General features: G+C 70.3%; 15 protein-coding genes and 2 pseudogenes. 12 read left to right on the plus strand and 5 right to left on the minus strand.

Features of this window, described 5'->3' with window-relative positions; translation table 11 throughout:
• Positions 1-38: 38 nt before the first annotated feature.
• The 5 genes from ACWDAS_RS23785 (at position 39) to ACWDAS_RS23805 (ending at position 5,626) form a co-directional block, all read left to right on the plus strand.
• A complete protein-coding gene (locus ACWDAS_RS23785; protein WP_450394231.1) occupies positions 39-674 on the plus strand; it encodes a TetR/AcrR family transcriptional regulator in 636 nt (211 codons plus the stop codon).
• A gap of 242 nt (positions 675-916) precedes the next feature.
• Positions 917-2,731, plus strand: coding sequence for a glycoside hydrolase family 15 protein (locus ACWDAS_RS23790; RefSeq protein ID WP_450394234.1), 1,815 nt, complete (start codon positions 917-919; stop codon positions 2,729-2,731).
• Positions 2,732-2,840: 109 nt separating this feature from the next.
• On the plus strand, positions 2,841-3,050 hold the full coding sequence (locus ACWDAS_RS23795; protein ID WP_450394282.1) for a ferredoxin: 210 nt from the start codon (positions 2,841-2,843) through the stop codon (positions 3,048-3,050).
• Positions 3,040-4,410, plus strand: coding sequence for an NAD(P)/FAD-dependent oxidoreductase (locus ACWDAS_RS23800; RefSeq protein WP_450394237.1), 1,371 nt, complete (start codon positions 3,040-3,042; stop codon positions 4,408-4,410). Before ACWDAS_RS23795 ends, ACWDAS_RS23800 begins: the two co-directional genes overlap by 11 nt.
• Before the next feature lie 31 nt (positions 4,411-4,441).
• A complete protein-coding gene (locus ACWDAS_RS23805) occupies positions 4,442-5,626 on the plus strand; it encodes a cytochrome P450 (RefSeq protein WP_450394239.1) in 1,185 nt (394 codons plus the stop codon).
• Positions 5,627-5,773: 147 nt separating this feature from the next.
• Here the strand turns inward: ACWDAS_RS23805 and ACWDAS_RS23810 are convergent, their stop codons facing one another.
• On the minus strand, positions 5,774-6,172 hold the full coding sequence (locus tag ACWDAS_RS23810; RefSeq protein ID WP_450394241.1) for a hypothetical protein: 399 nt from the start codon (positions 6,170-6,172) through the stop codon (positions 5,774-5,776).
• A 224-nt stretch (positions 6,173-6,396) separates the two neighbouring features.
• Here ACWDAS_RS23810 and ACWDAS_RS23815 point away from each other — a divergent pair.
• Both ACWDAS_RS23815 and ACWDAS_RS23820 read left to right on the plus strand, forming a co-directional pair.
• Positions 6,397-7,503: pseudogene (locus ACWDAS_RS23815) on the plus strand (SpoIIE family protein phosphatase); the annotation flags it as partial.
• Positions 7,504-7,584: 81 nt separating this feature from the next.
• Positions 7,585-10,029 (plus strand): annotated as a pseudogene (locus ACWDAS_RS23820) (SpoIIE family protein phosphatase).
• 237 nt (positions 10,030-10,266) lie between these two features.
• Here ACWDAS_RS23820 and ACWDAS_RS23825 read toward each other — a convergent pair.
• The 3 genes from ACWDAS_RS23825 to ACWDAS_RS23835 all read right to left on the minus strand — a co-directional run bounded on the left by ACWDAS_RS23825 (position 10,267) and on the right by ACWDAS_RS23835 (position 11,710).
• A complete protein-coding gene (locus tag ACWDAS_RS23825) occupies positions 10,267-10,701 on the minus strand; it encodes a DUF2267 domain-containing protein (RefSeq protein ID WP_450394244.1) in 435 nt (144 codons plus the stop codon).
• A gap of 69 nt (positions 10,702-10,770) precedes the next feature.
• Positions 10,771-11,166: a DUF2267 domain-containing protein gene (locus ACWDAS_RS23830; RefSeq protein WP_450394246.1), complete on the minus strand. Its 396-nt coding sequence runs from the start codon at positions 11,164-11,166 to the stop codon at positions 10,771-10,773.
• A gap of 109 nt (positions 11,167-11,275) precedes the next feature.
• Positions 11,276-11,710, minus strand: a complete 435-nt coding sequence (locus ACWDAS_RS23835) for an Hsp20/alpha crystallin family protein (protein WP_450394248.1) — start codon at positions 11,708-11,710, stop codon at positions 11,276-11,278.
• A 132-nt stretch (positions 11,711-11,842) separates the two neighbouring features.
• Here ACWDAS_RS23835 and ACWDAS_RS23840 point away from each other — a divergent pair, with 132 nt between their 5' ends.
• The 5 genes from ACWDAS_RS23840 (at position 11,843) to ACWDAS_RS23860 (ending at position 15,985) form a co-directional block, all read left to right on the plus strand.
• Positions 11,843-12,520, plus strand: a complete 678-nt coding sequence (locus ACWDAS_RS23840) for an HSP18 transcriptional regulator (protein WP_450394251.1) — start codon at positions 11,843-11,845, stop codon at positions 12,518-12,520.
• A 362-nt stretch (positions 12,521-12,882) separates the two neighbouring features.
• Positions 12,883-14,046 (plus strand): GAF domain-containing protein, encoded by a 1,164-nt coding sequence (locus ACWDAS_RS23845; protein ID WP_450394254.1) that lies wholly within the window; start codon positions 12,883-12,885, stop codon positions 14,044-14,046.
• Positions 14,047-14,081: 35 nt separating this feature from the next.
• Positions 14,082-15,029, plus strand: a complete 948-nt coding sequence (locus tag ACWDAS_RS23850) for a PP2C family protein-serine/threonine phosphatase (RefSeq protein WP_450394256.1) — start codon at positions 14,082-14,084, stop codon at positions 15,027-15,029.
• A 45-nt stretch (positions 15,030-15,074) separates the two neighbouring features.
• Positions 15,075-15,518: a transposase family protein gene (locus ACWDAS_RS23855; RefSeq protein ID WP_450394259.1), complete on the plus strand. Its 444-nt coding sequence runs from the start codon at positions 15,075-15,077 to the stop codon at positions 15,516-15,518.
• Positions 15,519-15,826: 308 nt separating this feature from the next.
• Positions 15,827-15,985, plus strand: a complete 159-nt coding sequence (locus ACWDAS_RS23860) for a hypothetical protein (RefSeq protein WP_450394262.1) — start codon at positions 15,827-15,829, stop codon at positions 15,983-15,985.
• On the opposite strand, the gene ACWDAS_RS23865 is transcribed toward ACWDAS_RS23860, so the two are convergent.
• Entirely contained in the window at positions 15,976-16,599 is a 624-nt protein-coding gene (locus ACWDAS_RS23865; RefSeq protein ID WP_450394265.1) for a malonic semialdehyde reductase, read from the minus strand. The two genes, ACWDAS_RS23860 and ACWDAS_RS23865, sit on opposite strands and share 10 nt — an antisense overlap.
• Positions 16,600-16,737: the final 138 nt, after the last annotated feature.

A 16,737-nucleotide genomic window follows, 5' to 3' on the forward strand; every position in this document is an offset into this window, starting at 1 on the left:
CATGTGGGACTCATCGCCACGGTTGTTACACTCTCCGTATGCCGACGTCAGCCCTGCCCGGGAACCGCTTCGAGCGGCGCCGCGCCGAGACCCGCCACGCCCTGGTCCGCGCGGCACGCCAGCTCCTCGCGGAGACCGGCGACACCAGCGCCAGCATCCAGACGATCGCCGATCGCGCGGACGTCGGTTTCGGCTCCTTCTACAACCACTTCGAGTCCAAGACGGATCTGTTCGACGCCGCCGTCTCGGACGCTCTGGAGGAGTTCGGGCAGGTCATCGACGAGCGTGTCCAGGGGATCGGCGACCCGGCAGAACTCGTCTCGGCGGGCTTCCGGCTCACGGGACGGATGGTGGACTCCCACCCCGAACTCATGCGGATCCTGCACGACCACGGGCTCGCCCACATCCACTCCGAGCGCGGCCTCGCCCCGCGAGCCCTGCGCGACATCCAGCACGGCTTGGCCTCGGGCCGCTTCACCTGCGCCGACCCGACCATGGCGTTGTCGGCAGTGGGCGGGACCCTGCTCGCCCTGGTGGCGCTGAGGCTGGCCCGGCCCGACGTCGACGGTGCCGAGGCCGCCTCGAACCTGGCAGAGATGGTCCTGCGCATGCTGGGCGTGCCCGCCGACGAGGCCCGCGACATCACCCGGCGCCCCCTTCCCGACCTCGCCTGACGTACGTCGGCCGGGTTGGTCGACAACCCGGGGCCCGGCGTCCAGGAGGACGCCGGGCCCCTGCATGCGTGTACTGAATGGTTGCTTCATGATCGCCAGGGCGGCGTCGACGCCCGCCATAGGCGAACCGAGGCGCGGAAGAAGGGCCGCGATCGCCCCGTCGGGCCGGTCTGATGCCCCTGCGATCGGGAAGAAGTCAAGAAGACGCAGGAGCAAGGGAGGCTGCTGCGATGTGCGGAGCAATGACCCAGCACAGGTCCGTCCGGTACCTGCCGATCGCTGACCATGGCTTGATCGGGGACCTGCGCACGGCCGCCCTGGTGGGCACCGACGGGACCATCGACTGGTACTGCTGCCCCGCCTTCGACTCCCCGAGTGTGTTCGCCGCGATCCTGGACGCGGACCGGGGTGGAGCGTTCGAGCTGTCCCCCGTCGTGCCGGCCGACACCAAACAGTTCTACTTCCCGGACACCAATGTGCTGATCACCCGGTTCTTCACCGAGGACGGGCTGGGAGAGATCCAGGACTTCATGCCCGTGGCGGACACCGGCCAGTGCGCCCGCCACAGGCTGATCCGACGGGTGGTGTGCGTCCGAGGAAGGATCCCGTTCCGGGCCCGGGTGGCTCCCCGGTTCGGTTACGGCGCCCACCCGCACACCGTGCAAATGCTCCCCCGAGCCGCCCTGTTCATCTCCGAGGCGCTGTCGCTGACGCTGACCGCCACGGTGCCGCTGCACAACGACGGCAGCGACGTGTGGACGGAGTTCGAACTCTCCCAGGGGCAGACGACGGTCTTCATCCTCGACCAGGCCGGCGGCGATACCCCTCCGCGCGGCGACCCGCACGCCGGGGCAGAGGCTGAGCAGGAGTTCACCGCCACGGTCGCCTTCTGGCGGGGCTGGCTGCAGCAGTCCCGCTACCGCGGCCGATGGCGGGAGATGGTGCACCGCTCCGCCCTCACACTCAAGCTGCTCACCTACGCCCCCACCGGCGCGATCGTGGCAGCCCCCACCACCAGCCTGCCCGAGCAGATCGGCGGTGGCCGGAACTGGGACTACCGCTATGCGTGGGTGCGCGACTCCGCATTCGCCGTCTACGGGCTGCTCAGGCTCGGCTTCGCCGAGGAGGCCGAGGCGTTCATGGACTTCCTCATGCACCACATCGACCAGCGCCAGGGACCCTCAGGACCGCTGCAGATCATGTACGGCATCGACGGACGCTCCGAACTGCCCGAACACGAGCTCCTCCACCTGGAGGGCTACCGGGGTTCGGCGCCTGTGCGGGTCGGCAACGATGCCGTCACCCAGCTGCAGCTCGACATCTACGGCGCCCTGCTCGACTCCGTGTACCTGTACGACAAGTGGTGCCGGTCCCTTACCAGCGGCCAATGGCGCGCAGTGTGCGGGCTGGTGAACTGGGTCTGCGAGCACTGGGACCAGCCGGACGAGGGCGTATGGGAGACCCGCGGCGGCCGCAAGAAGTTCCTCTACTCCCGTCTCATGTGCTGGGTGGCCATCGACCGCGCCATCCGCATCGCCTGGCACCGCGGCCTGCCCGCCGAGCTCATCCGCTGGGGCCCGGTTCGGGACACGATCTACTGGCGCATTCTGGACCAGGGCTGGTCGCCCGCCCGGCAGGCGTTCGCCCAGTACGAGGGCGGCGACGTGCTGGACGCCGCGGCGCTGATGTTGCCGCTGACCAATTTCATCGCTCCCAACGACCCCCTGTGGCTGTCCACACTCGATGCCCTCGGCCACGAACTCGTCTCCGACTCCCTGGTCTGGCGCTACGACCCCACAGCGAGCCCCGACGGTCTGGAAGGCGACGAAGGCACCTTTTCCATCTGCTCGTTCTGGTACGTAGAGGCTCTCACCCGCGCCGGCCGACTGGACGACGCGCGCCTGGCCTTCGAGAAGATGCTCACCTACGCCAACCACCTCGGCCTGTTCGCCGAGGAGATCAGCCACACCGGACAACAACTGGGCAACTTCCCGCAGGCGTTCACCCACCTCGCCCTGATCAGCGCTGCCTTCAACCTCGACCGCGCCCTCGGCTGACCCGGGCCGTGCACGGGGCCGGCCCACCGTACCCTGCGTGGACGTGCGGGCCTGCGGCTCTGCCTCCATGCTGGATGTGAGGGGGGTGACAACGGAGGAAGTGGTGAGCATGCGGACCGTTGTCGACCTCACCCGCTGCCAGGGCTACGCGCAGTGCGTGTTCCTCGCGCCGGCGGTTTTCCAGCTGCATGGGGAGGAGGGACTGCTGTACGCCACGGCCGTGCCCGATGACCAGGTTGAACGCGTGCGCCAGGCCGCGGCGGCATGCCCGGTCCAGGCCATCCTCCTCGGTGAGCAGGTGAGCGCCAGTGCCCGGTGACGACCTCAAGGACGGCCGTATCGTCATCGTCGGTGCATCGCTGGCCGGTCTGAGGGCTGCGGAGGCACTACGAGACGAGGGCTTCACCGGCTCACTGACCGTGGTCGGAGACGAGCCCTACCCGCCCTACGACCGGCCTCCGCTGTCCAAGCAGGTACTGCTCGGCCAGGCAACGGCGGACACCACCGAGCTGCCCATGCGCCGGGACCCGGACGCCGACTGGCGGCTGGGAGTCCGCGCGACAGGCCTGGACGTCATGGGGAAACGCGTCACACTGGCCGACGGCGAGTCCCTGCCATACGACCGGCTTCTGATCGCCACCGGCACCCGCGCGCGGCCCTGGCCCAACCCAGAGGAAGCGGCCCTGGACGGGGTGCTCACCCTGCGTACCTGCGGCGACGCCGCAGCACTGGCCGACCGGCTGGCCGGCCGTCCGGAGCGGGTGCTGGTGATCGGCGGCGGTTTCACCGGTTCGGAAATCGCGTCCGCCTGCCGGGAGCGGGGACTGGAGGTCACGGTCACCGAACGCGGTCCCGCCCCCCTGGTGGGCGCGCTCGGCGGCACCCTGTCGAAGCTCGCGGCCGTCATGCACCGCAATCACGGCGTCGACCTGCGCACCGGGGTGACTGTCACCGCCCTGCGCGGGAACGGCCGCTTCACCGGTGCGGACCTGTCGGACGGCAGCCGCGTCGACGCCGACCTGTGCGTCGCGGCACTGGGGGCGATCCGTAACGTCGAGTGGCTGGCGGACTCCGGCCTGGCCGCAGGCCCCCGCGGGATCGCCTGCGACGCCGGGTGCCGCGCCTTCACCATGTACGGAATCGTCACCGACGACATCTTCGTGGCCGGCGACGTCTCCCGGTTCCCCCACCCGCTGTTCGGGTACCAGATGCTTTCCCTGGAGCACTGGGGCAACGCGGTCGCACAGGCCGAAGTGGCGGCCCACAACATGGTCAATCCGGGACCCCTGCGGCGCCCGCACCTGGCCGTCCCGACGTTCTGGTCCACCCAGTTCGGACTCAACATCAAGTCCGTGGGCGTGCCCAGCTACTCCGACCACGTCGTCATCGCCCAGGGCTCTTTGGAGGCACGCCGTCTGGCCATGGTCTACGGCTACCAGGGACGGGTCACCGCCGCGGTCACCGTCGACATGGCCAAGTCGCTCCCGTACTACCAGCACCTGATCGAGACGGCTGCCCCGTTCCCGCCCCCGCCCGGCGCGGCGGACCGCGCGATCGCGGCGGACATCCCGATCCCGTCCGACGTGCCGGACCCCAAGGGACTGTCCCACGGCCCCACCGTGGCGCTCACCGGCTACTTGCCCGACCGCCGGCTGACCATGGTGCAGCCCACCGGCTGATCCACCTCCCGCCCGACCACGAGGAGCCACCATGGACTCCGACACCTTGCTGGCACGGATCACCGACTACGCCAGTCGCCCCAACCCCTACCCTCTGTACGCGGAACTCCGCGAGGCCGGCCCCGTGGTGCGGCAAGGCGACGGCAGCTATCTGATCGGCACCTACCACGACATCGCCGCCCTGCTCCACGACCCGCGCATGAGCGCCGATCCACGCCCCCGCGGCGAGACGGCACACAAACCGCCGTTCCTGCGGCTCGACGACCCTGAGCACCACAGGCTGCGCACCCTGGCCATGCGGCCGTTCGGCCCGCCGCACAGCCCGGGGCGGGTCGATGCCATGCGCGGGGAGCTCGCCCACATCACCGAGGAACTCATGGTGGCGCTACGGGACCGCGAGCAGTTCGACGTCGTCGACGACTTCGCCTATCCCCTGCCCATCACCGTCATCTGCCGGCTGATGGGGATCCCGCGTGAGGACGAGCCGATGTTCCAGGCATGGACCGACGTCATCGTCGCGTCCGCTGACATCGGACCCGAAGAGGACACCACCCAGCGGGACAAGGCGGGCATCCAAGCCCGGCAGGAAATGGGTGGATACCTGGTGAACCTCGCCGAACAGCGCCGTGGCCACCCCGGCGACGACATGCTCTCCGCCTTCATCAACGAACCGGACCCCGCCCTGCGGCTCACCGTCGAGGAACTGGCCGAAACCGCTGTCCTGCTGTTCATCGCCGGACACGAAACCACGGTCAATCTGATCGCCAACGGCGTCCTCACCCTGCTGCGCCAACCCGACCAGCTGGACCGGCTGCGCCGCGAACCCGGCCTGCTGCCGCGAGCGGTGGAGGAACTCCTGCGCTACGAACCCCCGGTCCACATGCGTGAGCGGATCCCTCTCGCCGACATCGACGTCGCCGGCACGGCGATCCCCGAAGGCTCGTCCGTCATACTGGTGCTGGCCTCGGGCAGCCGCGACCCGAAGCGGTTCCCCGAGCCCGACCGGTTCGATCCCGCCCGCCCGGACAACGAGCACTTCGGCTTCGGCAGCGGTATCCACCTGTGCTTCGGCGGCCCGCTGGCCCGCCTCGAGGCCCAGGCCGCGCTCGGCGCGCTGATCCCGCACCTCGCCACGGCACGCCTGGTCCAGGACCCGCCCCCGTACCGGCAGAACGCCATGCTCCGCGGACCGCGTCACCTGCCCATCCACCTGTAGGGCCGCGGGGCGGCAACACCACGGCAGGAACGACGGAGGCCCCCTCACGTGCCGCTCGGTCCAAGGGAAACCGTGCGCGCGGTCGGTGTCGGCGGACCGTGGGCTACCGCGCTCCTTTCCCGGTTGCGGCGGGAAGGGGGCGCCGGGTCAGTCGCGGGCCTCATCCGCGGGGAGGCCGAGCATGTGCGACAGCATCACGGCCAATGTGCCTGCGGCCTGATCCCGGTCGGCCTCGGGCCGGTTGAACCGCAGCTCCAAAAGCGCCGGCGCGCTGCCGTTCAGCGCGGTCAAGGCGATGACCGGTTCGACCACTGCGAAGCGGCCCGAGGCCATACCGTGCGCCACATCGCTCGCGCTTCGCGCCTGGAGCCAGGCCGTGGCCGGCGCAAATACGGCCGAGCTTGCCGTGGCGCAGGGTCCGCGTGATCTCCGGACGTGACCCGGCCATACGTGCGCTGAGCCGCACACCCCCGGCGAAGCGCTCGGCGGGATCGTCGACGCCACGCAAGCCTTCGTCGATGGCTTCGGCGTACTCCTCCGGCGCATCGGCCACTGCCGCTTCGAAGAGGTCCGGTCTGCAGGTGAAGTGGTTGCAGAAGGAGCCGAAGCCCACGTCCGCGCGCTCCGCGATGACCCGAATGCCGGCGCTGGTGCCGCCGGACTCGGCCAGGACCTTCCGGGCGGCGCGGACGAGCGCCTGCCGGGTCACGGCCCCGACGGCGTTCGAATCGGCTCCTGCGTGAGGCCGGCATCAGCATGCGCGGCCGACCCCCCACCGTGTGCGAGGTGGCACCGCCATCGAGGTGGCCTCGCGCTACCTGCCGGCCGACACGGACCACGGCGTGGGGGGTGACTGGTTCGACGTGATCGAGCTGTCCGGCGCCCGGGTGGCCCTCGTCGTCGGCGATGTGATCGGACACGGCATCAACGCCGCGGCGGCGATGGGCCGGTTGCGCACCGCCGTCCACACCCTCGCGGACATGGATCTGCCTCCCCATGAACTGCTGGCACACCTCGATGACACGGTCCGGCGGGTGAACGAGGAGAACGCCGACGCCCCGGACCAGGTTCCGATCGGTGCCACCTGTCTGTATGCGGTCTACGACCCGGTCACCAGGCGGTGCATGATGGCGCGGGCCGGGCATCCTCCGCCCGTGATCATCGATCCGCTGGGCCGGGTGAGCTTTCCCGACCTGCCGGCCGGAGCCCCGCTCGGCCTCGGCCTCGGGCTGGTTCCCTTCGAGTCCGTGGAACTGGTCCTGCCCGAGGGAAGTCTGCTCGGGTTCTACACCGACGGTGTGGTCGAGTCCCGCAACGACGACATCGACGTCGGCCTCCACCGCCTGGCCGCCACCCTCGCACGGCCGGGCCGGTCGCTGGAGGAGCTGTGCTCCGAAGTGATCGCGACCCTGCCGGTCCAGGCACCGGCCGACGACGTCACCTTGCTGCTGGCCCGAACCCGCGAACTGCAACCAGCCCAAGCCGCCTCTTGGGACCTGCGCAGCGAGCCGGCCGCCGTCCGCGTGGCACGGAACCTGGCCGCCGGTCAGCTCAACGCATGGGGGCTGGAACGCCTCGTGCCTGCGGTGGAACTCATCGTCAGTGAACTGGTCACCAACGCCCTCCGCTACGGGGAGGGGCCCAGCCGTCTACGGCTCATCCAGCACCAGGTCTTGACGTGCGAAGTCTCCGACGCCAGCGCCAGTCACCCGCGGCCGCGGCATCCCCGCGCCCTGGACGAGAACGGCCGCGGCCTGTTCCTCGTCGCTCAGCTGTCCCGCAGATGGGGTTCCCGTTCCGCAACGGACGGCAAGGTTGTCTGGGCCGAACAGGACCTGCCGTCCACGCCCCGCGAGGTGCTGCCGACCCGGCGATGACCGGTCGTGATCACCCAGCCTCCCACGGAGGGCGCCCGGTCCCCTGCACCCCAGGCGCAGAAAGGATTTGAAAAAATGGATATGGATGATGCCAACGGCTCCCACCCGGCAAGCACCCCCCGAGCGACGACGAGCGGCTGCGATGCCGGCTACAGCGACACGCCGTACGCCTTCGACGGCCTGGCAGCCGTCGTGCTCGACGACGGAGGCACGGTCATGCAGTGGACCGGGACAGCCAGGGATCTGACGGGGTTCACCGCCGAGGAAGTGTGCGGGCGCTCCGTGCACGAACTCGTGGCCGATCTGCCGGAGGAACTGCGCCGGCCGCTCCACAAGCCGCAGTCCGGCCGGGTACGGCTGCGGCACCGGTGCGGCAACACCATCGATGTCACCTTCCGGGCCACGAAGGTGAACGGCTCGCACGACGTCCTCGTCCTCGCAGCGCCTGCACATCACGTCGCCAGCCACGAGCAGGGCGCAGCGCTGCTGCGTGCGCTGGCCGCCCAGAACCGCATCATGGTCGCCCTGCACGACACGGAGCTGACCCTTGTGCGGACGAACTCCATGCCCGGCACCGTCAACGGCCGCCGGGCATGCCCGGGCAGCCGGCTGGGCGACATGCTGTGCACCCAGGACGCCGAGGACCTCGAGGCCGTACTGCGCCGGGTCCTGGCCACGCGCGTCCCGGTGGTCCGCAGGATTCAGCGCGTCAGGTGGCGGCACGATCCCGCGTGCCAGCAGGTCCTGTCGCTGTCGGCTTTCCGTCTGGAGAACGCACAAGGCCAGCCCACAGGGGTCGCGGCCCTGTACGTCGATGACAGCGACCAGCTGCGCGCCCGCCGTCATCTGGACCTCACCCGTGAGGTGGCCGAGCACGTCGGGAGGTCGTTGAACGTCGTGCGCACCGCGCAGGAGCTGGCCAATGTCCTCGTCCCCGCCATCGGCGATCTCGTCGCCGTCGACCTGGCCCAGGCGGTGTTCGAAGGAGAGGAACCGCCCGGCCGGCCGGGTGGTGGAGATCTTCATCTCCGCAACGCCGCCATGGCCCCGGCCGGCGCACTCTGGCCGGCCGGAATCAAGCCCGGCGGCCTCGTCCCGCCCCTGCCCGACCACCCCCTGTGGCGCAGTTTCCGGCACGGCGAGACGCTCACCCTCAGCCTCGAGGACTACGCTGCGGCGATCGGCGAACCGCGCCTGATCGAGTTCCTCGTCCCGCAGGGCTGCCATTCGGTGATGGTGGCCCCGCTGCACACCCGCGGTCTCACGCTCGGCGACATTTCGGTCTGGCGCACCGGCCGATCCGCCCCCTTCACCGACGACGAGGCCGATCTCCTGCGGCAGATAGCCTCCCAGGGGGCACTGGCCATCGACAACACCCGCCGCTATACGCGCGAGCACCGTGCGGCCGTGGCGCTGCAGCAACGCCTTCTCCCCCCGGCCACCACCGACACCGCGGCGGCCGAGACTGCGGGCATCCACCTGCCCGCAGGCGGCGGACCGGGGATCGGCGGCGACTGGTTCGACGCCATCGCCCTGCCCTCATTGCGGGTGGCCCTTGTCGCCGGAGACGTGGTCGGCCACGGGATACCCGCAACCGCCACCATGGGTCGCCTGCGCACCGCCATCCAGACCCTCGCCGACCTGGAGCTCGAACCGGACGAGCTGCTCGCCCGCATGGCGGACCTGGTCCAGCGCCTCGCGGCCGAAGCCCCGCCCGGCGATCACGACATCGTCGGCGGCACATGCCTGTAGGCGCTCTACGACCCGATCAGCCAAAGCTGCACCATCGCCAGTGCCGGGCACCCGCCGCCCATCGTGGTGAAGCCCGACGGGACCACCGAGGTCGTCGGGATCTGCCCGGGACCGCCCCTGGCCGTCGGCGGCATACCGTATGAGAGCACCACGATCAATTTGGATCCGGGCAGCGTCCTCGCGCTCTACAGCAACGGCCTGATCGAACGGGGCGGCAGCGACATCCTGCAGCGCCTGACCGACGCCCTCGCCACAGCCTGCCGGCCGGATCGCGCCCTGAAGGACACCGGCCGGTCCCTGCTCACCGAACTGGCAGACCAGGCACCACGTGACGACGCGGCCCTGCTGCTGGCCCGCACCCGCGCCGTCCCACCCGGGCACACCGCTGACTGGGAGTTCCCGGCCGACCCGTCCGCCGTCTCCACAGCCCGGGAAACGACAGCTCGCCAGCTGCACACCTGGGGACCGGACGACCTCCTCCTGCCCACCGAACTCATCGTCAGTGAGCTGGTGACCAACGCCATCCGCTACGCCCACCCACCGGTGCACCTGCGGCTGATCCGCCACGACGTCCTGGTGTGCGAAGTCACCGACTCCAGCAGCACCCAGCCCCGACTGCGGCATGCCCGCACCACCGACGAAGGAGGACGCGGCCTGTTCCTGATCGCCCAGCTCACCGCGCGCTGGGGCTGCCGTTGCAACGACAACGGCAAGACGATCTGGGCCGAACAACCCATTCCCGCATCTCCCGACGACCAGCCGGCACCATCATGATCGCTGCAGCTGCCGCGGTCCGTCCCGCCGCTCTTGCTCGACTCGCTCCCGCAAGCCGTGGTGCAGGCCTTCAGCGCGGAATTGCCCGGCTCGGGGTAGGTACCGTGGCTGTCGCTTTGCGGTCCGGGCTGTCCGCAAGCGGCTCCTGGCGCTCTCCCACCCAGGGGCACCGGGCTCAGACCGAGTGTGTTGCGCGCCGAGGGGTGAACCGTCAGTCGATGACCGAGCGCGCCACCGTCATCCGGTCGGCGCCAATTCGGGCCGGCCGAAAAGCAGGGCGTACCCGGTGGGCAGTTGTGCGAGAACGCGGTTGACGAGGTCCTCCCCGGCCAGGCGACTGAGTACCGCAAAGACGGTCCCGGCGTCCCAGCGTGCGGTGGCGAGCGTGCCGCCGGTGCGGGTGGCCAGGTCGCTGACGAAGCCGAAGCCGGTGAGCGGTTCGGTGCGGGGGATCTGGGCGGTGAGCTCAAGCGCGGCCTCGACGGGAAGCCGGGCGGCCAGGGCAGCGCGCTCGTCGCCGGTCACCTGCCGGCCGAGTCCGGCCAGCACATCCCGGACGGCCTGCTCGGCCCGTTCGCCGGTGGGGTAGGCGCCCTCGTAGCGTACGTGCTCGACCATCGCGTCGAACGTCATCGCCGGTGTACGGAGGTCCGCTTGGGGCTGCGGGGACATCGGTGTGCCTTTCCTTTTTTGTTGTGGTGTGGGGCGGGAGCAGCGTGTCCCGCCCCACGGTCGCGGGGGTCAGGCCGGCTCGAGGTGGCCGAACAGCAGGTCGTAGCCCGGGGGCAGTTGCAGCAGGAGCCGTCGCAGGAGGTCGGGTCCGGCCTCCTCGGCGGCCACGCTGAGGACGGCGCCGACGTCCCAGCGTGCGGTCTGTTCGGTAGCGCCTTCGATCCAGGCGGCGGTGGCCCGCACGAACCGCTCGGCGTCCAGCGGCTCGGCGGCCTGCAACGGATTGAGCAGAATGAGTGAGTAGGTCTCCGGCAGCCGGGCGGCGAGTTCAGCGCGATCCTCGCCGACCACGTGTGCGCCCAGCAGGGCCAGCACGACGCGTGCCACCCGGTCCGCCTCGTGCGGTGTGGAGTATTCGCCGCGTTCCTGCACGCGTGCCAGGAACGCCTCCGGTCGCACGGCCACGGTGTTCCCCCTTCGGTCGCGCGGAGGACGGGGCCAGGGAGGGAGGGGAACGGCTGCCCGTCCTCCGCCGCTTGCTGCGTATGCCGGGGACTGGTGCCCGGCTCAGGGCTCAGCCGCTGATCTGCTTGCGGTCGCCGGTGGATGTGATGGCGATCTTGCGGGGCTTGGCCCGCTCCGCGATCGGGATGCGCAGGGTCAGCACCCCTGCGTCGTAGTCGGCCTCGATGCGGTCGGTGTCCAGCGTGTCGGCGAGCATGAGCTGCCGGGAGAAGACACCCAGGGGCCGTTCGGACAGCTCCATCTGCACGTCGTCGGCCTTGGCGGCGGGACGGCGTTCGGCCTTGACCGTGAGCATGTTGCGTTCGACGTCGATGTCGATCGCCTCCGGCGATACGCCGGGAAGATCGAGGGAGATCACGTAGTGATCGCCTTCGCGATAGGCGTCCATCGGCATCGTCGAGGGCCTCGACCAGGTGCCGGACGTCCCCAGCAGCTGCTGGGTCAGGCGGTCCAGCTCACGGAACGGGTCGGTGCGCATCAACATCGTGAAACACCTCCAAGCGTTCGGGCAGTGGCTGCCAATGCGCTTCACCTGTCTTCCCTTGTATCATGTCATCCAAGCGATGACAAATAGCGAGTCGTCGCACGGATGACGCGGAAGGAGAGTGCCTGCCTCATGGACGCCACCGAGCCCTCCCCGTCGATGGCCGCAGGCGACGATGGAGCCGTACCGCTCCTGGCCGCCGCAGCCGCTCTGGCGGCCATCGACGAGGCTCTGCGGGCGGCCCGCGCCGCGGATACGACGCCGGCACCCTTGTCAGGTGGCGACCCGGAACAGGCGCTGGCCTCACTGATGCTGCTGCGGGAGGTGCGCGAACAGCTCGCCGGCTGGGAGAGGGGCCTGATCGAGACCGCCCGCGCCGCCGGCGCCAGCTGGGCCGACCTGGCAGGTCCTCTCGGAGTCGCCAGTCGCCAGGCTGCCGAGCGCCGCTACCTGCGCCTGCAGCCGGGGGCAGCGGGCAGCACCGGGGAGGAGCGGGTGAAGGCCACCCGCGACCGCCGCGCCGCCGACCGCACCGTCACCGCCTGGGCGCGCGACAACGCCGCCGACCTGCGCCGCCTGGCCGCTGCCGTCACCGCGCTGAGCGACCTTCCCCCCGCCGCCCGCTCCGCCGTCACCGCCATCGACAAGGCCCTCGCCCACCACGACGCTGCTCGATTGATGGCCCCCCTCGCGGCCGCCCAGATCCATCTGCAGCCGGGGCATCCGGAGGTGGCCGCGCGCGTGGACGCTCTCACTCGGCACGCCGCCCAGTTGCGCCAGGACAGTGACGACCAGCGACGCGGCGCTTGACCCAGCGGGAGGGACATCGCAGCGACCCAGCGAACGCCGCGCCGACTCGCACGGGGCGTCGGCAATCGTTGCAAACTGTGGTACGGATCCCGAAGGCATGCGCTACCGCGACGCCTACTTCAGCGCCTATCCCGGCGTCTGGCGGCACGCTGACTGGATCGCCGACGGCTATGAGGTATCCCTCTTCGTGGTCCTCGCCGACGGCGCCACCCCGTACGACACCCTCCCTGACAAGACCGCCATGCCATCCGCACCGCACGACGAGGCGGGTACCTCCCGACCGGCCACGGCTTCGCAGCGGGCTTGCATCGACCCGCCTATCATGCAGATAGGCACACGACTCCGCGAAAAGAGCGCAGCGGATGGCCAGCGGCGAGGACCTGCAACCCGCTGCCGTCCGGGATCTGCTGGATCAGGTAGTGGCCCGGACGGTGGTCGGCATGGGGGTGTATGCGGGGGCGCTCTTTCTGCTCGAGCCCGGCGGCGAAGTCCTGGTCCTGGACGCGAGCCTCGGTATGCCCACGGGATTCGGCAGTCTGCTGCGACGCATACGGGTGGCTGACGTAGCCGACGGCCCCCTTGCCGAAGCGATACTCCAGCGTCATGTGGTGTGGGTCGAGTCCGGCGAAGAGTTCGCCCGCCGCTATCCCCGCCTGGCCCTGACCTTCCCGTTCGTGGGCGCCGTTGCGGCGGCCCCGCTCGTGGCCGGCGCCCGCGTGTGGGGCGCCATGCTGGTGCTGTTCTCTCAGAGATCGCCCGCCCTGGACGCGCACTCACGGGGCCGGTTCACCACCGCAGCCCGCTGCATCGCCTTGCTCCTGCAGGACGCCGCCGAGGCAGGGCACCGCTTGCAGCCCGGGCTCACGGCGCGTCTGCTGCCGCCGACGCTCGCGCATCCCTCGGCACAGGCTCAGGCCGCAGCGGACTGCATAGCCGCTCTTCCCGAAGGGGCGTGCCGGCTCGACGCGCGGGGGCGGATCGCCTTCGTCGACCACACTGCGGCCGACCTGCTGGGCGAGAGCATCCCGCACCTGCTGGGTGCCCAGGTGTGGGAAGCCGTGCCGTGGCTGGTTCCCGCGCCTTACCGACTGCGGTACCAGGCCGCACTCGCAAGCCAGCTCCCGACGTCCTACACGGTGAAACAGCCCCGCACCGGCAGAGAGCTGCTGCTCCAGCTCTACCCGGACAGCACCGCTGTGAGCGTGCGCATCTCCGCTCCTGCCGACGCTGCCCACAGCCCTGATGAACTGGCCCCCGGTACCGGGGCGGCGGCCGGCCCTGCCGGCCTGGAAGCCCAGTACCACATGATGCAGCTCTCCGGCGGCCTGGCCGCGGCGGCGTCCGTCGACGAGGTCGTGGAGCTGGTTGCCGGCCACCTTCTGGTCGCCCTGAACGCAGACGCCTTCGCCTTGCTGGTCGCGGAGGCCGGCCGGGTGCGGGTCGTCGGCCACCACGGCGTCAGTCCGGAGCTGGTCGACCTCGTCGACCACGCCCCCTCGCCTCCGACCTCCCGCTCCCCGGGCTGACCAGCGACGCACCGTCCTGGGGGCTCGCCCAAGGGGTGCCGTCCTTCTTCGCCGACCGGAACGAGCTGCGTGCGGCGTATCCCGAGAGCGCCTCCATCGACGACGGTCTGGGCGCATGGGCATGGCTGCCACTCTTGGCCTCCCAGCAGTTCGTCGGCGTCTGCTGGGTCGGCTACCGGCGACCCCGTTCCTTCACGTTGCAGGAGCGCACCACGCTGACCGCCATCAGCGCCCTGATCTCCCAGGCCTTGGACCGCGCCCGGCAGTATGACGCCACGCACGAGCTGGCGGAGGGCCTTCAGGCCAGCCTGCTGCCCCCTACTCTGCGGGCGATGCCCGGCCTGGAGGCGGCCGCCCGCTATCTACCCGCCAGCCACGGCATGGAAGTCGGCGGCGACTTCTACGACCTCATCCGCCTGTCGGACAGCGAGGCAGCCGCCGTCATCGGCGACGTCCAGGGCCACAGTGTCAGCGCCGCCGGCCTCATGGGCCAGGTCCGCACCGCGGTCCACGCCTATGCCGTCGCCGGCGCCACCTCAGGCGAAGTCCTCGCCCGTACCAACCACTTGTTGAACGACCTTGACCCCGGCCTGCTCACCAGCTGCCTGTACGTGCACATCGACCGCGTCCACCACCGCGCCCAGGTCGCCACCGCGGGCCACTGCCCGCCCCTGGTGCGCCACCCCGACCTGCACACCGACATCCTGGCGGCACCGCCAGGCCCTCTGCTGGGCGTCGACCCCACGGCGGAGTACCCCACCTCCGAGATCCCTCTGCCTCCCGGCACGCTCCTGGCCCTCTACACCGACGGACTCATCGAAACCCCCGGCACCGACTACGAAACCGCCCTAACCGACCTCGCGACAGTCCTCTCCAAAGCCACCGGTCCGCTCGACGACATCGCCGACACACTTCTCGCTCACGCCCAGCCGTCAGGTGACCGTGCCGACGACACCGCCCTCCTGCTGCTGAAGGTCTATTGAGGATGCGTTGAAGCGATCAGCGCTCTTCGGCTCAGTGAGGATGACGTGCCCAAAGCGTGTCCGGGGTGCGGGCAGGTGTCAGATTGGGTGCACTCCCGATACGTGCGGCACGTCGCGGACGAGGCGGTGGGCGGCCGCCCGGTGGTGATCGACTTATCTGTGCGGCGCCTGTACTGCGAGAACCCGGACTGCCCGAAGGCGACGTTCGTCGAGCAGATCGAGGGACTGACGGAGCGTTACCAACGGCGCACCCCGCCGCTGCGGCAAGTGGTCGCCGCCGTCGCCGTCGCGTTGGCGGGCTCGGTCGGAGCTCGTCTTCTCTCCTTCCTGCACCACGCGTTGTCCTGGGCGACCGTGCTGAACTGCCTGATGCGTGTCTCCGTTCCTGACCGCGGGGTCCCGCAGATAATCGGCATCGACGAGTTCGCCCTCGGCAGGGGCCCCCGCTACGCCAGCATCGTGACCGACGCCCAGACGGCGAGCGGATAGAGGTCCTACCCGACTCAGGCCGTCACCGACGCCGATCCGGCGATTGTGCAGGTCGCAGACGGCACCTCTGGCACGGCCTGGTCACGAGCTGCGCGATGCAGGGGTCAGCCAGCTGGAATGCTCGCGGCGACTGAGTCTGGCCCTGAGCACCGTCAAGCGCTACACCTGCCACGAAGAGCCCGAACGCCTGGTCCGGGCCCCGAACTACCGGCCCACCCTGGTCGATCCCTACCGCGAGCACCTGCGCCGACACCGGGCCGAGGACCCAGCCGACCCCCGTCACCCATCTCCTGCACGAGATCAAGGAGATGGGCTACACCGGCAGCGCCAACCTCCTGATCCGCTACATCAACCAGGGCCGCGTCGAGGCCGACCACACCGCCCTGTCCCCGCGCCGCGTCACCCGGCTCCTGGTCACCCCGCCGCGACCGCCTGCTACCAGGCGGCGGCAGTGCCCTCAGGCATAGGCGACGGCGTCCTCGACGGGCACGCGGGGCAGCCGCGGGAACCACGAGTCGGCACCGGGGTGACCGATGTTGACCACCAGATGCGAGCGCCAGCTGGTACCGGCGAAGAACTCGCCGTCCACGCCGGTCTTGTCGAAGCCCGCCATGGGACCGGCCGCGAGCCCCGCCGCACGGACCGCGAGCAGGAAGACCCCGGTCTGCAGTGCCGAGTTGTAGGCCGCGATGCTCTCGCGCGCGTCGATCTGGTCGGCGAACGCCGCTCGCAGCATGTCGCCGCGGGCCGGGAAGACCGTCGGCATCTGCTCGTGGAAGTCAACGTCGTACGCCAGGATGGCCACGGCCGGCGCACTAAGCGTCTTGGCCCTGTTGCCCTCGTCGAGATGCCGGACCAGTCGCTCCTTGCCTTCGCGGGTGCGCACAAAGAGCACGCGCAGAGGCTGGCCGTTGGCGGCGCTCGGGGACCAGCGGGCGAGCTCCCAGATCATGGCGAGTTCGTCGTCGGCAACGGCCACCGAGGCGAAGGTGTTCGCGGTGCGGGCCTCGGTGAACAGCACCTTTCGTCCCGCGTCGTCGAGGGCATCGAGGGCCTGCGGTTCGCGGTCGGTCATGCTCATGGTTTCTCTCTTACTTCGCTTACCGGATGGTGTGGTGCCGGGGCCCAGCGGTCGTGGAAGGAGACCGGCAGGCGCTGCAGCCTCTGGTAGAGATCGGCCCGCATCCTGGCCTCCAGCCCGGCCATCGGGCGGGCCACC

Source organism: Streptomyces sp. NPDC001070, from assembly GCF_053598835.1.